13 protein-coding genes and 1 tRNA gene are annotated in these 19,758 nt (G+C 68.6%); 4 read left to right on the forward strand and 10 right to left on the reverse strand.

The genetic code is table 11. The features are described 5' to 3' along the window. Window positions 1–64 precede the first annotated feature (64 nt). The 5 genes from AC1VNM_RS18090 to AC1VNM_RS18110 all read right to left on the reverse strand — a co-directional run bounded on the left by AC1VNM_RS18090 (window position 65) and on the right by AC1VNM_RS18110 (window position 8,142). Window positions 65–2,992 (reverse strand): ribonucleoside-diphosphate reductase subunit alpha, encoded by a 2,928-nt coding sequence (locus AC1VNM_RS18090; protein WP_377160202.1) that lies wholly within the window; start codon window positions 2,990–2,992, stop codon window positions 65–67. A 546-nt stretch (window positions 2,993–3,538) separates the two neighbouring features. Further along, the gene (locus AC1VNM_RS18095; protein ID WP_483107835.1) at window positions 3,539–5,191 is read right to left on the reverse strand and encodes a sigma-54-dependent transcriptional regulator; all 1,653 of its coding nucleotides are present in this window, start codon (window positions 5,189–5,191) and stop codon (window positions 3,539–3,541) included. Next, complete coding sequence (locus AC1VNM_RS18100; protein ID WP_483107836.1) at window positions 5,181–6,929, reverse strand: sensor histidine kinase; 1,749 nt, start codon at window positions 6,927–6,929, stop codon at window positions 5,181–5,183. The genes AC1VNM_RS18095 and AC1VNM_RS18100 overlap by 11 nt, the downstream gene beginning before the upstream one ends. Before the next feature lie 14 nt (window positions 6,930–6,943). Next, a complete protein-coding gene (locus AC1VNM_RS18105) occupies window positions 6,944–7,258 on the reverse strand; it encodes a PP0621 family protein (RefSeq protein ID WP_483107837.1) in 315 nt (104 codons plus the stop codon). A 50-nt stretch (window positions 7,259–7,308) separates the two neighbouring features. Further along, window positions 7,309–8,142: a cytochrome C assembly family protein gene (locus tag AC1VNM_RS18110; RefSeq protein WP_377160194.1), complete on the reverse strand. Its 834-nt coding sequence runs from the start codon at window positions 8,140–8,142 to the stop codon at window positions 7,309–7,311. 45 nt (window positions 8,143–8,187) lie between these two features. Here AC1VNM_RS18110 and ffh point away from each other — a divergent pair, with 45 nt between their 5' ends. Further along, the gene (gene ffh / locus AC1VNM_RS18115; protein WP_377160192.1) at window positions 8,188–9,582 is read left to right on the forward strand and encodes a signal recognition particle protein; all 1,395 of its coding nucleotides are present in this window, start codon (window positions 8,188–8,190) and stop codon (window positions 9,580–9,582) included. A 47-nt stretch (window positions 9,583–9,629) separates the two neighbouring features. Here ffh and ftsY read toward each other — a convergent pair whose 3' ends face one another. Continuing rightward, window positions 9,630–10,862, reverse strand: coding sequence for a signal recognition particle-docking protein FtsY (gene ftsY / locus AC1VNM_RS18120; RefSeq protein ID WP_483107838.1), 1,233 nt, complete (start codon window positions 10,860–10,862; stop codon window positions 9,630–9,632). A 100-nt stretch (window positions 10,863–10,962) separates the two neighbouring features. On the opposite strand from ftsY, the gene AC1VNM_RS18125 reads away from it, so the two are divergent. After that, window positions 10,963–11,039, forward strand: a tRNA-Met gene (locus AC1VNM_RS18125). A 162-nt stretch (window positions 11,040–11,201) separates the two neighbouring features. Here the strand turns inward: AC1VNM_RS18125 and AC1VNM_RS18130 are convergent. Continuing rightward, window positions 11,202–12,674, reverse strand: coding sequence for a pectate lyase family protein (locus AC1VNM_RS18130; protein WP_483107839.1), 1,473 nt, complete (start codon window positions 12,672–12,674; stop codon window positions 11,202–11,204). A 448-nt stretch (window positions 12,675–13,122) separates the two neighbouring features. On the opposite strand from AC1VNM_RS18130, the gene AC1VNM_RS18135 reads away from it, so the two are divergent. Continuing rightward, window positions 13,123–13,311 carry a type II toxin-antitoxin system RelE/ParE family toxin gene (locus AC1VNM_RS18135; protein WP_483109301.1) on the forward strand — a complete coding sequence of 63 codons (189 nt, stop codon included), beginning with the start codon at window positions 13,123–13,125 and terminating at the stop codon, window positions 13,309–13,311. Window positions 13,312–13,314: 3 nt separating this feature from the next. Next, window positions 13,315–13,623 carry an addiction module antidote protein gene (locus AC1VNM_RS18140; RefSeq protein WP_377160184.1) on the forward strand — a complete coding sequence of 103 codons (309 nt, stop codon included), beginning with the start codon at window positions 13,315–13,317 and terminating at the stop codon, window positions 13,621–13,623. A 24-nt stretch (window positions 13,624–13,647) separates the two neighbouring features. Here AC1VNM_RS18140 and AC1VNM_RS18145 read toward each other — a convergent pair whose 3' ends face one another. From AC1VNM_RS18145 to AC1VNM_RS18155, 3 genes are read right to left on the reverse strand one after another with little or no spacing between them, the layout of a single operon-like run. Beyond that, window positions 13,648–15,111, reverse strand: a complete 1,464-nt coding sequence (locus AC1VNM_RS18145) for an efflux transporter outer membrane subunit (protein WP_483107840.1) — start codon at window positions 15,109–15,111, stop codon at window positions 13,648–13,650. A gap of 26 nt (window positions 15,112–15,137) precedes the next feature. Then, window positions 15,138–16,358 (reverse strand): efflux RND transporter periplasmic adaptor subunit, encoded by a 1,221-nt coding sequence (locus tag AC1VNM_RS18150; protein WP_483107841.1) that lies wholly within the window; start codon window positions 16,356–16,358, stop codon window positions 15,138–15,140. Beyond that, window positions 16,348–19,599, reverse strand: a complete 3,252-nt coding sequence (locus tag AC1VNM_RS18155; protein ID WP_483109302.1) for an efflux RND transporter permease subunit — start codon at window positions 19,597–19,599, stop codon at window positions 16,348–16,350. Before AC1VNM_RS18155 ends, AC1VNM_RS18150 begins: the two co-directional genes overlap by 11 nt. Between the last annotated feature and the right edge of the window lie 159 nt (window positions 19,600–19,758).

The raw sequence follows: 19,758 nt of genomic DNA on the forward strand, positions 1-19,758 counted from the left end.
GATGAACACTCGCATCGCGAGCGACGGAGGTGTCGGCGCATGACGCCGACACCTCCTGTTTCGATTACTGGCAGGCCTCGCAACCGGGGTCGTCGATCGCGCAGAACGTGACGTCGGTGGCCGGCGTCGCATTCCCCAGTTCCGGCGCCGCCGATGCAGCGATCGGAGCGACGACGATCGGTGCCGCCGCGACCGGCGCGGCGCTCACGCCGCTGCCGCCGCTGCTCACCGAGTTGAGCTGACCGGCGTTCTGCACCGTGCTCTTCTCGGCGTGCGTCGCACCCATCGTGCGGAGGTAGTAGGTGGTCTTCAGACCGCGCTGCCACGCCAGCTTGTAGGTGTCGTCCAGGCGCTTGCCCGACGCGCCGGCCATGTAGATGTTCAGGCTCTGCGCCTGGTCGATCCACTTCTGACGGCGCGCGGCGGCTTCCACCAGCCACACGGTGTCGACTTCGAACGCGGTCGCGTAGAGCTGCTTGAGCTCTTCAGGCACGCGGTCGATGCGGCGCAGCGAACCGTCGAAGTGCTTGAGGTCCATGACCATCACGTCGTCCCACAGGCCCAGCTTCTTGAGGTCGCGGACCAGGTGCTCGTTCACCACGGTGAACTCGCCCGACAGGTTGGACTTCACCGACAGGTTGCCGAAGCAGGGCTCGATCGACGCGTCGACGCCGATGATGTTGGAGATCGTCGCCGTCGGCGCGATCGCCACGCAGTTGCTGTTGCGCATGCCGTCGCGGGCGATCTTGGCGCGCAGCGCGTCCCAGTCCAGCGTCGACGAACGGTCCACGTCGACGAAGCCGCCGCGGGCTTCGGCCAGCAGGTCCAGCGAGTCGATCGGCAGGATGCCGCGGTCCCACAGCGAACCGCGATAGCTGCTGTAGCGGCCACGTTCGGCGGCCAGCTCGGTCGAGGCCCAGTAGGCGTGGTAGCAGACGGCTTCCATCGAACGGTCGGCGAACTCCACCGCGGCGTCGGAGGCGTAAGGCACGCGCAGCTGGTACAGCGCGTCCTGGAAGCCCATGATGCCCAGGCCCACCGGACGGTGGCGCAGGTTCGAGTCGCGTGCCTTCTTGACCGCGTAGTAGTTGATGTCGATGACGTTGTCGAGCATGCGCATCGCCGTCGACACCGTCTTCTTCAGCTTCTCCTGGTCGATCTGGCCGTCCTTGACGTGCTGCGCCAGGTTGACGGAGCCGAGGTTGCAGACCGCGATCTCGTTGTCGTTGGTGTTCAGCGTGATCTCGGTGCACAGGTTGGACGAGTGCACCACGCCCACGTGCTGCTGCGGGCTGCGGACGTTGCAGGCGTCCTTGAACGTGATCCAGGGATGGCCGGTCTCGAACAGCATCGTCAGCATCTTGCGCCACAGGTCGCGGGCCGGCATGCGCTTGTAGAGCTTGAGCTCGCCGCGGTCGACCTTGGCTTCGTACGCCTCGTAGGCGGTCTGGAAGGCCTTGCCGAACAGGTCGTGCAGGTCCGGGCAGGTCGACGGGCTGAACAGCGTCCAGTCGCCGCCCTCGATGACGCGCTTCATGAACAGGTCGGGAATCCAGTTCGCCGTGTTCATGTCGTGCGTGCGGCGGCGGTCGTCGCCGGTGTTCTTGCGCAGCTCGAGGAATTCCTCGATGTCCAGATGCCACGTCTCCAGATAGGCGCAGACGGCGCCCTTGCGCTTGCCGCCCTGGTTCACGGCGACGGCCGTGTCGTTGACCACCTTCAGGAACGGGACCACGCCTTGCGACTTGCCGTTCGTGCCCTTGATGTGCGAACCCAGCGCGCGGACCGGCGTCCAGTCGTTGCCCAGGCCGCCGGCGAACTTCGACAGCAGCGCGTTTTCCTTCAGCGCTTCATAGATGCCGTCCAGGTCGTCGGCCACCGTCGTCAGGTAGCAGCTCGACAGCTGCGAGCGGCGCGTGCCGGCGTTGAACAGCGTCGGCGTGGAGCTCATGAAGTCGAAGGTCGACAGGACTTCGTAGAACTCGATGGCGCGGGCTTCGCGGTCGATCTCGCCCAGGGCCAGGCCCATCGCGACGCGCATGAAGAACGCCTGCGGCAGTTCGATGCGGGTGCCGTCGACGTGCAGGAAGTAGCGGTCGAACAGCGTCTGCAGGCCCAGGTAGTCGAACTGCAGGTCGCGTTCGGCCTTCAGCGCGGCGCCCAGCCGGGCCAGGTCGTACTGCTGCAGCTTCTCGTCGAGCAGCTCGGCCTGCACGCCCTTCTTGATGAAGCCAGGGAAGTAGTCGGCGTACTTGGTGGCCATCTCGGCCTGCGTCGCGTCCTCGCCCAGGATCTCGCGGCGGATCGTGTGCATCAGCAGACGCGCGGTGGCGCGCGTGTAGCCGGGGTCCTTCTCGATCAGCGTGCGGGCGGCCAGGATGGCGGCCTTGTAGACCTCGTCGATCGGCACGCCGTCGTACAGGTTGCGCTTCGTTTCGGCCAGGATCGGGTCCGGCTTGACGTCGGCGCCCAGGTTCTCGCAGCTCGACGCGATCAGCGCGGCCAGCTTGTTCAGGTCGAGCGGGACGCGCACGCCGTTCTCGGTCACCGAGATGCCGGACTCCAGCACGGCGGCCTGCTGCTGTTCACCCTGGCGGGCACGCTCCTGCGTGCGGCGCTCGCGGTACAGCACGTAGGCGCGCGCCACTTCATGGTGACCGCCGCGCATCAGCGCCAGCTCGACGTGGTCCTGCACGTCCTCGATGTGGAAGGTGCCGCCGGCCGGACGCGAGCGCAGCAGGCCGCGGGTCACGGAGTCGGTCAGCGCGTCGACGGTCTCGCGCACGCTCGCGGAGGCGGCGCCGCTGGTGCCGTGCACCGCGAGGAACGCCTTCATCATCGCCACCGCCACCTTGCTCGGCTCGAAGTGCACCACCGCGCCGTTGCGGCGGATGATCTGGTGCTGCGGGAAGCTGGCCGAAGCGGCGGCGGACTCGCGGGGAGCCTGCGCCAGGCCCGTTTCAGCGGTCGGTGTGGCGGCGACTGTCTGCATGGGATCCTCGTTCTGGTCTGGAAAACAAAAAATGCTGCGCCCGGCCCGGCTTTTCCGAAGGGCCAAACGATCAGGGGGTCAGGTGGTGCTCGCGATGCTGAAGATGCGCCTTGGCTTGGTGATTCCGCTCCTCCGGCTGGGGGGCCGGCACTGCGGACAAGACTTCTGATGGAGCATTCATCGCCGTGTTTGCGAAGTCAGCAGGATAGCATGCAAAACACTATATCTAGTGGTCCCGGGACCTTCAAGGAACTAGCGGTAGCGTCCTCCCCGCTTGACGTCCGCCACCCGCTGGGCTAGCCGGAAGACCTGACCCCGCACATGTCCGATGGATTCGCGCATCGCGTCCGGAGCGCCAGGATCCACGCGGGCTGGCGGACCGAATGCGCTGCGAACGCCCATGGTTGCTGCGCTTGCGACGATGGCAATTCGATGACGACTTCGCAGGGTGTCCCTGGGGGCTAGGACAAGTCCGATGAGGACCTTCCCTGAGTCGCCACCTGCGGTGGGGTCATGGTCGCAATGCGCGCAGAAGACAGTCGGGGGTCAGGACTCGTCGCCGCCGATCGAGATCGCCAGGCGCGCCATGCGGTAACGCATCTGACGCAGCGACAGACCCAGGCTCGCGCCGGCCGCCGTGCGGTTGTTGCGATGGCGCTCGAGCGCGCGCAGCAGGATCTGCTTCTCGACTTCGTCCAGGTAGGCCGCGAGATCGGACGGGAGCGGTGCGCCGCCGCCAGCCTCGGCCGGCAGCACAGCCGCCAGCGACGGGTCCATGCTGCCGAAGGCAGGATCGACCGGCGCGTCGTCCGGGCCCAGCACGCTGTCGGGCAGACCGAGATCCGCGAGATCGATGCCATCGCCGCTGGACAGCGCCAGCGCGCGATGCAACAGGTTCTCCAGCTCACGCACGTTGCCGGGGAAGCTGTAGCGCGACAGGGTCGCCAGCGCGGCCGTCGTCAACACCGGGACCGGCGCGACGCCCGCGTCGGCGGCGATGCGCAGCAGGATCCGCGCACTGATGGGCGCTAGATCCTCCATGCGCTCGCGCAGCGGCGGGACGCGGATCTGGATGACGTTGAGCCGGTAATACAAGTCCTGCCGGAAGCGACCGCCCGCCACTTCCGCCGCCAGGTCCTTGTGCGTGGCGCTGAGCAGACGCACGTTGACGGGGATCTCGGCCACCGCGCCGACCGGACGCACGGAACGCTCCTGCAGCGCGCGCAGCAGCTTGGATTGCATCGCAATCGGCAGGTCGCCGATCTCGTCGAGGAACAGCGTGCCGTTCTGCGCGGCCTGGAAGAAGCCCTCGCGGTCCTCGCTCGCGCCGGTGAATGCGCCCTTGCGATAGCCGAAGAATTCGGCCTCCAGCAACTGCTCCGGAATCGCGCCGCAGTTCACCGCAATGAACGGCTGCGGACGGCGCGCGCTGACGTCGTGGATCGCGCGCGCGACCAATTCCTTGCCGGTGCCGGACTCGCCGTTGATCAGCACCGGCGCCATGCTGCGGGCCACCTTCTCGATCAGTTCTCGCACCTGCCGCATCGGTGCCGAATCGCCGACCAGCCGCTCCAGCGCCGAGGTCGACCCGGTCAGCGGCGGCGCGGGGCGCGGGGCCTTGCGCCGTTCCGGCGTCCCGGGCCTGGGTGCATCCACCGGGGGCAGCACGTCGAAGGTGGCCGGCGCGGTCGGAGCGAACGCGTCGGTGTCCGCATCGGTGTCGGCGGCAGCAGCAGCAGCGGCTCCGCGCGAGGCGCCACCGGACAGGCCACCAGCCACGGCCGGCGGGGCCGACGAGAAGGGCCTCGGCACCGTGCCTTCGGTCTTGGACGCGCGCCCCAGCGCCGACGCTACCACCATGCGGAACTGGCGCAGGTCGACCGGTTTGGTCAGATAGTCGTACGCGCCGGCCTTGAGCGCCTCGACCGCGTTCTCGGCCGAGCCGTAGGCGGTGATCACCAGCGCGCGTTCGCTGCGGCCCTGCTGCTCAAGCCAGCGCAGGATGTCCAGCCCGCTGCCGTCGGGCAGCCGCATGTCGGTGATGACGGCGTCGTAGCGGCGTGAACCGAGCAGCTCCAGCGCGTCCTCGACGGTGCCGGCGCTGTCCAGCGTGAAGCCCTCGCGCAGCAGCGTCATCTCGTAGAGGGTGCGCAGGTCGGGCTCGTCGTCGACGACCAGCAGGCGGGGATCAGCGCTCATGGAGTTCGGTGTCAGGGAAGTAGGAGTCCGGCCCCGCGGACGGGATCGAGGCCAGCACGCCGGCCGGCGTCGCCGGCCGCGGCAGCAGCACGCGGAATTCGTTGGCTTCGGCATCCGCCGGGCCGCCCGTGGGCGCGGCATGGCGGTGGTAACTGATGCGGGCGCCGTAGCGCTCGCACAGCTCGCGGCAAATGTACAGGCCGAGACCCGACCCACGGCTGCGCGTCGAGAAGAAGGGCTCGAACAGATGTCGTTCGACTTCCGGCGGGATCGCCTCCGCGCGGCTGAACACCGACAGTCGCACCCACTCGTCCGACTCGGCCAGTTGCACGCGCAGCGCGCCGGGCCCGGGCCGGGCGTGGCGCAGACCGTTGTCGAGCAGGTTGATCAGCACGCGACGCAGATGCTCGGGCTCGAAGCTGATGAACAGCCCGTCACGCCAGATCTCGATGCGCAAGGGGCTGGCGTCGCCCTCGGGCAGGCGTTGCGTCACGGCCCAGTCGGCGCAGTACTCGCGCACCAGCGGCGCGGCGGCCAGCGTCAGCGACACCGGCGCGATGCCGGGCGCGACCTCCATCACGTCCTCGACCAGCCGCTTGAGGCGCTCCACGTTGGAGCTCACCATGCGGGTCAGCGGCTCCAGCCGCGGGTCGTCCGCGAGGTCCTCGGCCATCAGCGCATTGGCCTGCGCGATCGCGGTCAGCGGATTGCGGATCTCGTGCGCGATGCCCGCCGACACGCGCCCCATCGCGGCGAGCTTCTCCTGGCGGTTGCGGGCCTCGAGCATCCGGTTGTCCTCGAGGAAGAGGACGCACAGGTCGTCGCCGTCCACCGGCCGCTGCGTGAAGCGCATCCGCGCGCGCAACGAGCGCTGCTTGCCACGGCCGAAGTCCAGCAGCAGGTCGCGGCCGGACTCGGGCCATTGCTCGCCGCCGAAGGCCTTCTCGATGGCTCGGAGCAGCGGCTTCCAGGCCGGCGTCGTGTCGAGCCGGAAGGCGCCGGAGCGCAGCGCGGCGCCCTCGGCCAGCAACGCGCGCGCCGCCGGATTGGCGGTGCGCACCAGCCCGCGGCGGTCCGCGACGAGGACGCCCTCCTCCATCTCCTCGATGACCAGGCGGTTGAGGTCGGCCTGCTGGCGGGCGTACTCGAGGCTGCCGCGCGCGGCGCGCTCCTCGCGTGCCAGGCGGGACGCGATCTCGTTGGACAGCAGCGTGACGACGAACAGCCCGCAGCCCAGCAGGCCCGCCTGGCTGATACGCAACGCGCCGTCGCGATCGCTCAGCACGGCCCAGCCGGAGAGCGTCAGCAGCACCAGGCTCGGCAGCGCGGCGCAGCCCAGCGCCCGCAGGCGCGGCAAGAGCGCCCCGGCCATCAGTGCCGGCATGAAGAACAGCGCGCCGTAGGGTCCTCCGGGTTCCTGCAACTGCAGTCCCGTGAACAGCAGCAGGTCGGCCCCGATGCTGACCAGGAACTGGCGCGCGCTCAGGCCCGCGCGGTCCTTGGGCGGCGCTTCGCCGCCGCCGAACCAGCGCGGCAGCAGCCACGCAAGCACCGTCTGCACGCCGTAGATCAGCGCCAGCAGCGCGACCCAGCCCGTCGGCCGCGCGCCCATCAGGCCGGCCAGCGATTGCGTGGCCAGCAAGGCCAGGCCGAGCGCGGCGCGCGCGCCCATGAAGGCACGGTACAGCCGCTGGATGGTGCTGGCGCTGATGGCGCCGCGGGCCTCGTTGGTGGCCATGCGCGCTCCGGCGGTCAAGTCCCGGAACCGCCGCCGCGGGCGCGCTCCGCCTCGGCCACGTCCAGACGCGCTTCATGGGCGGCGCGATGCGCGACGCTGCAGAACTGGCCGCCGCGACCCGGCACCGCCTCGCCGGCAGGCAGGTGCGTGCCGCATTCGGCGCAGCTCACCATGGACTCGAGTTCGCGCGCGGACGGCGCGGGCGCCGGTGCGGACGGCGGAGGCGCGGTCGGGCCGCGCTCCTCGCGCGAGGCCGGCCGCCCGCGCTTGAAGCCGAGCATGAAGGCGACCACCGCCAGCAGGACGATCCAGAAGAGCAGCTTGATCACGATGAGGGCGTCGGGAGGATCGAGGAGAGGAACACGGGGGCGATCTGCGATCAGACCGGCGGACGTTGCAGCACGACTTCCAGCACGAAGCGCGAACCGGCGTAGGACAGCAGCAGCAGCGCGGCGCCGAAGTACAGCCACCGCGTGGCGCGCCTGCCGCGCCAGCCGAAGACGCGACGTCCGGTGAGCAGCCCGGTCAGCACGATCCAGCCAAGCACGGCGAACAAGGTCTTGTGGTCCCAGCGCCATTGCGGCGTGAAGGCCACGCCCAGCAGCAGGGCGATCGACAGCACGACGACACCCGCTCCCACGAACTGGAAGGTCAGACGTTCGAGCCGCAGCAGCGGCGTGCCGAAGGCAGGCGCGCCCTGCCCCTTCTGCGAACGCATCTGGCGCTCGGCGCGGTTGAGCATCACCGCATGCATCACCGCGACGCCGCACAGACCGTAGGACGCAAGGCCCATCGCCCAGTGCAGCGGCGCCAGCGGCGAGCCCGCCTGCGGCCGGTATTCGCCGGGGAAGGCCCAGGCCACCATCATCACGACCAGCCCCAGCACGCTGAGCAGCCGTTGCGCCGACGGAAGCGGCAGGAAGCGGCTCTCGACCAGATAGACGCCGATCATCAGCCAGATCGTCATCGACAGCGACGGCGCGAACCCGAAGCGCGCGGCATGACCGCCGTTGACCGGCTCGGCCCCGATGCCGCCGATGTCCACGACCAGCGCGGCCAAGTGCAGCAGCCAGGCCAGGACCAGCACCGCGCGCCAGGTGCGAGGCCGCCGGTGGGCGAAGACGGCGGCGGCGGCATAGGCCAACGCCCCGGCGGCGCTGAGGGCGGCGAGGAGCAGGCCGCTGGGCTCGGCGGAGGCGGACGATAAAATCATCCGCAAAGTGTAATGAGGCGCGCCCGCTTGCGCGGCGCCGAAACGATGGCATCCACCCTGACCGATCGACTGAGCCGGCTCGTCAAGACCATGCGGGGCCAAGCCCGCATCACCGAGTCCAACGTGCAGGACATGCTGCGCGAGGTACGCATGGCGCTGCTGGAGGCCGACGTCGCGCTGCCCGTGGTGCGCGACTTCATCGCCCGCGTGAAGGAGAAGGCGCTGGGCCAGGAGGTGGTCGCCTCGCTGAATCCGGGCCAGGTGCTGGTCTCGGTGGTCCACAAGGAACTGGCCGCGACGATGGGCGAAGGCGTCGCCGACATCAACCTCGCCGCGCAGCCGCCCGCCATCATCCTGATGGCCGGCCTGCAGGGCGCCGGCAAGACGACGACGACCGCCAAGCTCGCCAAGCACCTGACCGAGAAGCGCAAGAAGAAGGTGCTGACGGTCTCCGCGGACGTGTACCGCCCCGCCGCGATCGAGCAGCTCAAGACGGTGACCAAGCAGGCGGGCGCCGAATGGTTCCCGTCGGCGCCGGACCAGAAGCCGCACGACATCGCGCTGGCGGCGCTCGATCATGCGAAGCGCCACTTCTTCGACGTGCTGCTGGTCGACACGGCCGGCCGGCTCGCGATCGACGAGGCGCTGATGGCCGAGATCCGCGACCTGCACGCGACGCTCAAGCCGGTGGAGACGCTGTTCGTCGTCGACGCGATGCAGGGTCAGGACGCGATCAACACCGCCAAGGCCTTCAAGGAAGCGCTGCCGCTGACCGGCATCGTGCTGACCAAGCTGGATGGTGACTCGCGCGGTGGCGCGGCGCTGTCGGTGAAGCAGATCACCGGCGCGCCGATCAAGTTCGCGGGCGTGTCCGAGAAGATCGACGGCCTCGAGGTCTTCGACGCCGACCGCCACGCGGGCCGCGTGCTCGGCATGGGCGACATCGTCGCGCTGGTCGAGGAAGTCCAGAAGGGCGTCGACGTCGAGGCGGCGCAGAAGCTGGCCGAGAAGCTCAAGTCCGGCGACGGCTTCGACCTGAACGACTTCCTCGCGCAGATCTCGCAGATGAAGAAGATGGGGGGGCTGTCCGGCTTGATGGACAAGCTGCCCACCCAGATGACCGCCAAGGCCGGCCAGCCCGACATGGACAAGGCCGAGCGCGACATGAAGCGCATGGAAGGCATCCTCAACGCCATGACCGCCAAGGAGCGCCGCCAGCCGTCGCTGCTGATGGACGGCAAGTCCAAGGCCAGCCGCAAGCGCCGCATCGCCGCGGGCGCCGGCGTCCACATCCAGGAAGTCAACCGCCTGCTCAATCAGTTCGACCAGATGCAGGGGATGATGAAGAAGATGAAGGGGGGCGGGCTGATGAAGATGATGAAGAAGATGGGCGGGCTCAAGAACCTCATGGGCGGTGGGGGCGGTGGGTTCCCGATGTAACCCAACCCCACCCACCAATGGAAATCGGCTCCCGAGGGAGCCGATTTTCATTCCAGCAGCGCCTGCGCGAACTCGCGCGCGTCGAAGGTCTGGAGGTCCTCGAGCTTCTCGCCGACGCCGATGAAGTACACCGGGATCGGACGCTCGCGCGCGATCGCCGCAAGCACGCCCCCCTTCGCCGTGCCGTCAAGCTTGGTGACGATCAGGCCGGTAAGGCCGAGCGCGTCGTCGAAGGCCTTCACCTGCGTCAGCGCGTTCTGGCCGGTGTTGCCGTCGACGACCAGCAGCACTTCGTGCGGCGCCGTCTCCTGGGCCTTGGCAATCACACGCTTGATCTTCTTGAGCTCCTCCATCAGGTGGAGCTGCGTCGGCAGCCGGCCGGCGGTGTCGGCAATGACGACGTCACAGCCGCGCGCCTTGCCGGCGACGACCGCGTCGAAGGTCACCGCGGACGGATCACCACCCTCCTGGCTGACGATCTGCACGCGGTTGCGGTCCGCCCACACGGCGAGCTGCTCGCGCGCCGCCGCGCGGAAGGTGTCCGCCGCGGCCAGCAGCACGTTGGCCTCGGCATCGGCCAGGTGGCGCGTGAGCTTGCCGATGCTGGTCGTCTTGCCGGCGCCGTTGACGCCGACCACCATCATCACCGTCGGCGAGTGCTCGCCGATCACGAGCTGACGCTGCAGCGGCTGCAGCAGCTCGGTCAGCGCGTCCACAAGCAACTGCCGCACGGCGGCCGGCTCGGTGGCCTTGGCGTCTTTCACGCGGCGCTTCAGGTCCTCGAGGAGGAACTCGGTCGCCTTCACGCCCGCGTCGGCCATCAGCAACGCGGCCTCCAGCTCTTCATACAGCGCGTCGTCGATCTGCGTGCCGGTGAAGACCTGGGAGATGCTGGACCCGGTCTTGCGCAGTCCCTGGCGGAGCTTGTCCATCCAGCTCTTGCGCGGCGCCACCTCGACGGCCGGCGGCGTTGCAGGCGCCGGTGCGGGCGCAGGGACCGGCGCTGCGGCGAGCGGGACCCTGGGTTGTGTCGGCGCTGCGACAGGCGCGGGAGCAACGGGGGGCGGCGCCACGACCGGGGCGGCGACCGGAACGGCCGCGGGCGCTGGGGTCAGGGTTTGCGGCGCTGCGGGCGTAGGGGCCGGGACCGGCGACGGCACAACGGCCGGGGCTGGGGCCAGCGGAGGCGCCGTATCGACGACAGGCGCCGCTTCGGGAGCGGGAGCCGGCGTGGGTTCGGCGGAGCCGAAGCCCAGTTTTTTCTTGAGGAAGCTGAACATGGAGGGGGTCGAGTGGGACTCGCGCGCCGAACTGTCGATGCCGTGATCGGCGGGGCTTGCATTGTCTGCGAAAACTTTGCTATAGTCGCTGTCTTCGCAAGGCGCTTTAGCTCAGCCGGTTAGAGCGACGGAATCATAATCCGCAGGTCCGGGGTTCGAATCCCTGAAGCGCCACCAAATACGAAACCCCGCAGAACGCAAGTTCTGCGGGGTTTTCCGTTTGGGGTCGCCGGTTGGGGATGGCCGGATCGGTGTCTCCAGCACCCATCAGCGACAAGGGGCCATCGCGTCGCGACGGCCCCTTCATGGTCAGCCACTCAATGACTGATCAACGGCAGCTCAATTGCAGCTCAAGGTCGCGTAGTTCTTCCCCGCCCCCGCCACGGTGAGCAGCTTCTGCTTCACGCAGGCCGGCGCATGCACCGTGTACGCATACGGGATGCCGACGGGGAAGTTGGCCGTCGTCGTCCAATCGCTTGCGTCGCGCGACGGGCTCGAACCGCTGGCCACCCACTTGATCCCATAGGTCGCGAAGTCGGCGGGGCTGCGCACGTTGTTGTTGCGCAGTTCCCAATAGCCGATCGACGAGCTGTCCCGCGAGGTCACCGGGTTCTGCGCGTTCTCGAAGTAGTTGCCTTCGATCAGCGAGTAGCCCCCCATCCGGATGTTGGCGCCGGAGGTCAGCACGCCCGAGTACAGGTTGTTGTACAGGTGCGTGTAGCCCCCGCGCTGCAGCGGCAGCCGCGAGCCGACGTTGCTGTACACGTTGTGGTGGAAGGTGATGTAGCGGTCGCTCGCGTCGCTGTCGCTCGAGCCGATCAGGCCGACCTTGTGGTGGTCATGGATGTAGTTGTACGAGTAGGTGATGTGATGCGCACCCGCCTTGCTGTCGATGAGGCCGTCGAACTCCAGGTCGCCGGCGCCGGAGCATTCGGCCGTCGAGCTGAACAGCGTGTTGTGGTCGATCCAGACGTAGCCCGGGAACTTGCCGCTCTGGCCTTCGATGCCGATGGCATCGATGGATCCGGGCAGCAGCCCGATCGTCATGTTGCGGATGATGATGTTGGTCGCCGCGGCCTTGATCGCGAGCCCGAAGTTGGCCGCCGAACCGTTGACGCCCTCGATCGTGACGTTGCTCTTGTTCTTGACCTCGACGACGGCGCCTGCCGCCTTCTTCCACTGCGCGCAGGGATCGGGGATCGTGCCGAAATCGAAGGTCCCCGCGTAGCGGATCACCAGGCCACCGGTGCCGCTGTAGGCATCAATCGCGGCTTGCATCTGCGCGGCGGTCGTGACGGTGATCGGCGTTGCCGAGCCGCCGCCGGTGACCTGCCCCGCGTAGCCGCCGCTATGACCCGCCGGGGCCGGTGCGGGAGAAGGCGACGGCGCGGGTGAAGGCGCAGGGGAAGGCGCCGGCGAGGGAGACGGTGCCGGAGACGGCGATGGCGCGGGCGAACCGGCCGGTCCCACCGCGCACTTCTCCGCCTTGCCCGGATTCGGATCCGCGCCGCCGAAGGTGGCCGACGCGCAGGCCACGTTGCCGCTCAACGTCTTGATGACCCACTTGTCCTTCACGCCGAAGGACACCTGACGCGCCGTGTCGCCCACCTTGCAGGTGCCGCCTTCGTCCGCGCACTTGGAATAGCCGGACGGCCAATCGACCGCGTGGGCCGCGCCGATCGGCGCAACGGCGCCGACCACGACCGCCATCGCCATCAGTCCCTGCCGCGGGCTCGGCGCGCGCAGCGCGCCAGAGGTAGGCGGCTTCGGCGCGATCAGCGCGCCGGACTCGTCATTACGGGTGCTCTTCATCGAATGTCTCCCAAAGTCGTTGAAGCGACCGGCGCGGACATGGCTCCGCCCTCACCGGTCAGCGGTGAATCAAAAAATGTTCGGGAACCCAACGCCGTTTCCTCCGCCTCGCACGGCACGGACCTGCAGGATCCGCGTCGGGGACGGTGGCCGTCGGCACAGGCCACGTGTCGATGCGCCAGCGCGCAGGCGCGGCCACGTCGACAACGGGCGCAGACTAACGAGAACGCGAATTTTCGAAAAGCCGTTTTACATTTGCCGATCTGGCGTTACGGATCGCTATCAAACGCCGCACCGACCTGGTGAGTGTCATCGTTCGATTACACTTCGCGCATGTCTTATACGGTCATGCAGGTGAACGAGTTCTCGCACTGGCTCCGGAGCCTGCGAAGACCCGACCACCCGGCTGCGTCTGACCAACCGCCTGCGCAAAGTCCAGTTCGGCAACCTGGGTGACGTGGCGCCTGTCGGCGGCGGCGTGATCCATGAAATGCGTGAGCACTTCGGTCCCGGCTGGCGCATGTACTACGTGCGTCGGAGCAGCACGGCGATCTGGATGCTGGGCGGCGGCGAGAAGTGCACGCAGCAGGCCGACATCCAGCGGGCCATTCAAGTGGCGACCCAACTTGAGGAGTGAGCCGTGAGCGAGAAGATCAAGATTTCAGACCTTCAGGAATTCGACGCCGCCGAATATCTGACCTCCGAAGAAGACATCGCCATCTATCTCACGGTGGTGCTCGAAGAGAACGATTCCGCGCTGCTGGCGGCAGCGCTCGGCGACATTGCCCGCGCTCGCGGGATGACGCAGATCGCCAAGGACTCCGGGATCACCCGCGAGGCGCTGTACAAGGCCCTGCGGCCAGGCGCCTCGCCCCGCTTCGATACCGTCAGCAAGGTCTGCGCGGCGCTGGGCTTGCGCCTGGTGGCCATGCCGATGCAGCCGGCCTGACTTCACCTGACTCGCGCGGGGCGCTCAGCGTTGCGCGTCCGCCTTCATCTCCATCGGCGCATTCCATCCGCCGCCCAGCGCCCTCACGAGCGCCACCGTCGCGCGGCGTTGCCGCGTCGCGAGATCCACCGCGCTGCGCCGCGCCTGCAGTCCCGCCGTCTGCGAGGTGACCACCTCCAGGTAGGCCGCCGCACCGGCGCGATAGCGGTTCGTCGCCAGCGCGAGCGAGCGCTCCGCCGCGTCGACCGACTTGTTCTCCGCCACCAGCGCCTCGCCGTATCGATCGAGCAGGACCAGCTGGTCTTCGACCTGCTGGAACGCCGCGAGCACGGTCCCACGATAACGCTGCGCCGATTCCTCCAGCGCCGCGCTCGCGCGCGCTTCCTCGGCCTTGCGGCGGCCGCCGTCGAACAGGTTGTAGGCCAGCGTCGGACCGATGGCCCAGAACAGGTTCGGTGCTTCGAGGAAGCGGCCGAAGTCGCTGCTCTGGAATCCGCCCTGCGCGCTCAGCACGACGGACGGAAAGAACGCCGTCTTCGCCACACCCAGCGTCGCGGTCGCCGCCACCACGCGCTGTTGCGCCGCCGCGATGTCGGGACGGCGCTCCAGCAAGGTCGAGGGCAGCCCCGGCGGCACCACCGGCATCGCCAGATCCAATGACGGAGCCGGCTCGATGCGGAAGCTCGACGCGTTGGCCCCGACCAACGCGGCAATCGCGTGCTCCAGCACCGCGCGCTGTGCCTGCGACTGCCGGCGCTGCGAGCGCGCCGATTCGAGCTGGCCCTCGGCCCGCGCCTGATCCAGGCCCGACGCGATGCCGGCCTGATGCCGGCGAGAAATCAGATCGAAGGCACGCGTGTAGGCCTCTTCGGCATCGGCGAGCAGCGCGTTGTCGCGATCCAGGCCCCGCAGCTGCAGCAGCGAATCCGCGAGCTGCGCCTGCAGCGCGAGTCGCGCGGCGGCGAGGTCCGCGGCAGCCGCCCGCTCCGTCGCCAGGCCCGCGCGGACCTGTTCCGAAATGCGGCCCCACAGGTCGACTTCGTAGCTCAGGTCCAGGCCGAGCGTCGCGCTGTTGTACCAATCCGGCGAGGTCGGTCCGAGCACCCGCAACGGGCGACGCTCCGACTGCCGGTCGCGCTGGCCATTGAGCGAGCTGTTCAGCGTCGGCGACTGCGCCGAACGCAGACTGTCTGTCGCCGCCTTCGCCTGCTGGTAGCGGGCGAGCGCGGAGGCGAGGTCAGGGCTGTTCTCGACCAGGCGCTGCTGCAGCGCGTCGAGCTCGGGGTCGCCATAGCCCTTCCACCAACCGTCGAACGCGATCGGCGCGGCGGCCGAGGCGCCAGCCTCGACCCAGGGACCACGGGCTTCCTTGAAGGCCGTCGTCATCGGCACCTCGGGCAACGCCGTCTTCGGCGGCTGGGCGCAGCCCGCGATCAGCGCGGCCATCAAGGTGCCAGCGGCGAGCGAGACGCCACGAGCAACGTGCACGGCCTGGCGGGTTGACCGGCGCTCCATCATGAACGCCCCTTCGCCGAAGCCGCAGCACCCGACGCGGCCGCGGGCTGCGCGACGCGCACCACGTCGCCATCGGCGATGCCGTCCGGCGGATTCGCGATAACGCGATCCGAGGCGGTCAGCCCGCCGCCAAGCTCGATCCTCGTGCCCATGTCGCGCGCGATCGTGACCTTGCGCAGCTTCACGCGATTGCTCGCGTCGACGGTCGCGACCTGCACGCCGTCCTTGTTGATGATCACGGCGCCCGGCGGCAGCGAGACAGCGGCATTCGCCGGCGCGTCAGCGCCGGCCGAGGCCGCGCCGTCGAAGCGCACCGTCGCGAAACCGCCCGGGAGCAATTCATCCTTCTCGTTGTCGACGGCCAGTTGCACCAGCATCGAGCCGCTGGCCGTGTTGATGGCCTGCGAGGTCGACTGCACCGTCGCGGCGAAACGCTGGCCGGGCCGCTCGGGCACCGTCAGCACAGCCTTGCCGCCGGCACGGACCTGCGCCACCTGGCGCTGCGGCACATTGACGTAGACGCGCAGCTTGCGCATGTCGGAAACGACGAACAGTTCGCTGCCCGGCGCACCGCCGATGTTGATCAGCGCGCCGACGTCGGTATTGCGCGCGGTGACGACGCCGTCGAACGGCGCCGTCAACTGCGTGAAGCGTTTCAGCGCCTCGATGCGATCGACGTTGGCCTGCAGCGCATTGACCTGCGACTGCTTGGCGGTCATGTCGCCGGTGCGCTCGTCGACCTCCTGCTTGGACACGGAGTCCGACTCCAGGAGCCCCTGCCAGCGCTTGGCGGTGCTCGCCGCCAGCGCGGCGTTGCTGCGCGCGGTCGCCAGCTCGGCCTTGGCCTGCATCAGTTGCTGATCGAGGTCGGGCGTCTCGATTTCGGCGAGCTGCTGCCCGGTCTTGACCTTGCCACCGATGTCCACGTTCCAGCGCTTCAGGTAGCCGCTGACCCGCGCATAGATCGGCGCGCGCGACCAGGCCTCGATCCGCGCGGGCAGCTCGAGGCCGCCTTCGGTCAAGGGTTGCGGCGTGACCAGCGCGACGCTCGGCTGACCGCGTTCGTCCGCCGTGGTCTGCAGTTGCTCGGCGTTGGACTTGCGGGCCCACAGGCCTGCCGCCACCACCGCGATCGCGATCACGACCGCGACGGTCGCGGCAAGCTTGAAGCGCGCGGGAGGACGGGAAGACACAACGGCGTTGTCGGCATCAGTTCGCATGGGAAGGATCTCCGGCCCCGGGCAGCGCAGTCGCGGCACCGGCAGTCAAGTCGTTCGATTCGGAAAGGTCGGAAGCAGGACCGGTCTTGCGGTGGTGTCGGTGCACGATGCTGAACACGACCGGCACGAAGACCAGCGTCGCGAAGGTGGCGAAGACCAGTCCGCCGATCACGGCGCGTCCCAGCGGCGCGTTCTGCTCGCCGCCCTCACCCAGGCCCAGCGCCATCGGCAGCATGCCGATGACCATCGCCAGCGCCGTCATCAGCACCGGCCGGAAACGCACGAAGCCGGCTTCCATCGCGGCGGCGGTTGCGTCGCCGAGTTCCTCAAGCCGCTCCCGCGCGAAGCTGATCACCAGCACGCTGTTGGCGGTGGCCACACCCATGCACATGATCGCCCCGGTCAGCGCGGGCACCGACAGCGTCGTCCCCGTCGCGAAGAGCATCCACACGATGCCCGCCAGCGCCGCCGGCAGCGCCGACACGATCACCGCCGGATCCAGCCAGGACTGGAAGTTCACGACGATCAGCAGGTAGATCAGCACCACCGCGCCGAGCAGCCCGAACAGCAGCCCCGAGAACGCGCGGTCCATCGTGCGCACCTGGCCGAGCAGTTGCACGTTCGAGCCCTTGGGCACGTCGGCCTGCGTGTCGGCGAGCACCTTGCGGATGTCGCGCGCGACGGCGCCGAGGTCGCGGTCCTGCGTCGTCGCATGGATCTGCACCATCGTCGCAACGTCGTACTGGCTGATCAGCGCCGGGCTGTTGACGCGCTGGAAGCTCGCCAGGCCGCCGAGCGTCGACGTGCCCGCCTGGTTGCCGTTGCCGATCGGCAGATTGCTCAGCGAGGCCAGCGAATCGAGCTGGTGCTGCGGCGTCTGCATCACGATCGAATAGCTCACGCCGTTCTGCGGATTCAGCCAGAAGGTCGGCGCGACCTGGCTGCTGCCGGCGAGGTTCACGACCAGGCTGTTGGCCACGTCGCGCGTGGTCAGTCCCAGCAGCTGCGCCTGCGTGCGGTCGACGTCGACATTGAAGGTCGGCGCCTTGTTGGACTGCTGGATGCGCGCATCGGCCACGCCGGGGATCGCCTTGATGCGCTTGAGCAGCTGCTGCGCGTAGGCGAAGTTGGACTCGACATCGCGTCCGCGCACCTGCACGTCGATCGGCGCGGGCGCGCCGAAGTTCAGGATCTGGCTGACGATGTCGGCCGGCGGGAAGGAGAAGGTCGTGTCCGGGAACTCGCGCGGCAGGATCTGGCGCAGCTGCCTCACGTAGTCGGCCGTGGGCGCGTGACCTTCCCTCAGCGCGATCTGGAAGTCACCGTCGGACGTGCCCAGCACGCCGGTGTTGTTGTAGGTCAGGTTGATCGACGACGGCGGCAGACCGATGTTGTCGACCATCGTCTCGATCTTCTCGGACGGGATCACGCGGCGGATCGCCTGCTCGATCTTCGCGAAGCGCGCGGCGGTCTCCTCGACGCGCGTGCCCACCGGCACCCGCGCGTGCATCAGGATCTGGCCGGAATCGACCTGCGGGAAGAAGTTGCTTCCGATGAAGGGCACCAGCGCGAAGGACAGCAGCACCACCGCCGCGAAGCCGATCAGGAAGGGCTTCTTGCTGCCCAGCGCGGTCTCGAGCATCCGGCGGTAGCCCTCGCGCACGCGTTCGAAGCGCGCTTCGAAATTGCGTTGGAAGCGCACCAGCGGATTGCGCGACGGCGCCTGCGCCAGATGCCCGTGGCCGTCGGTCAGCGGCGCGTGCGGTTGCAGCAGGTACTTCGCCATCGTCGGCACCAGCGTGCGCGACAGGATGAACGAGCACACCATCGCGAAGATCACCGCCTCGGCCATCGGCACGAACAGGAAGCGCGACACGCCTTCCAGGAAGAACATCGGGATGAACACGATGCAGATGCACAGCAGCGAGACGAAGGCCGGCGTCACGATCTGGCGCGCGCCGTCCATGATCGACTCCTCGACGCCCTTGCCATGCTCCAGGTGCCAGTTGATGTTCTCGATGGTCACCGTCGCGTCGTCGACCAGGATGCCCACCGCCAGCGCCAATCCGCCCAGCGTCATCAGGTTCAGCGTCTCGCCGATCGCCGCCAGGCCGATGATCGACCCGAGGATCGACAGCGGGATCGACACCGCGATGATCACCGTCGAACGCCAGCTGCCCAGGAACAGCAGGATCATCGCGCTGGTCAGCGCCGCGGCGATGGCGCCCTCGATCGCGACGCCCTTGATGGCGGCGCGCACGAAGACCGACTGGTCGTTGATCGGCTTGACCTCGAGCTCGTCGGGCAGCGAGGGCCGCAACTCGCCGAGCTTGGCGCGCACGCCGTCGACGATCGCCAGCGTCGACGCCGCGCCGTTCTTCAGCACCGACATCAGCACCGAGCGCCCGCCGTCCACATGGACGATGTTGGTCTGCGGCGCATTGCCGTCGTGCACGTCGGCCACGTCGCGCAGGTAGATGGTCGAGCCGTTGACCACCTTCACGGGCAGCCGGCCCAGTTCCTCGATCGCCGACGGCGCGCTGTTGAGCTGCAGCGTGTATTCGAGTTCGCCGATCTTCTGCGTGCCGATCGGCGTGAGCACGTTCTGTGTCGCCAGCGCGGTGGCCACGTCCTGCGCAGACAGCCCGCGCGCCTGCAGCGCGGCCGGGTTGACGTCGATCTGCACCTGGCGCTGCTTGCCGCCGTAGGGCAGCGGGATCGCCGCGCCCGGCACCGTCACCAGCGGCGTGCGGATGGTATTGAAGCCAAGGTCGAAGAGCTGCTGCTCCGACAGCCCCTTGCCCGAGAGCGCCAGCTGCAGGATGGGCACCGTGGCGGCGTTGTAGTTCAGGATCAGCGGCGGCGTCGTGCCGGCCGGCATCTGCCGCACGGCGACCTGCGCGACCGCGGTGACCTGCGCGTTGGCCACCGCAATGTTCACACCCGGCTGGAAGAAGATCTTCACCACCGAGACACCAGGATAGGTGTTGGCCTCGATGTGCTCGATGTCGTTGACGGTGGTCGTCAGCGTGCGCTGGAACAGCGTCGAGATGCGCCCGGCCATCTGGTCCGGCGGCAGCCCGGTGTACTGCCAGGCGACCGCGATGACCGGCACCCGGATCTCCGGGAAGATGTCCGTCGGCGTGCGCAGGGCTGCCAGCGGGCCCAGGATCAGCAGCAGCAGCGCCAGCACGAAGAAGGTGTAAGGACGTCGCAGCGCGACGCGCACGGCGGCCATCAGCATGGACGGGTTCCCACGATCGGTGTCATCGTTGCTCTCTTCTTTGACCGTTTCCCGGTCATGCAGAGCGCGGATTTTGTGTGTCGACGCGCCCCCCTGTATTGCTGATCGGTAATGACCGTACGCGTACGGGGGATCGCACCCCGCGTTTGGGCGGCA

Source organism: Mitsuaria sp. MSU3D, assembly GCF_056867975.1.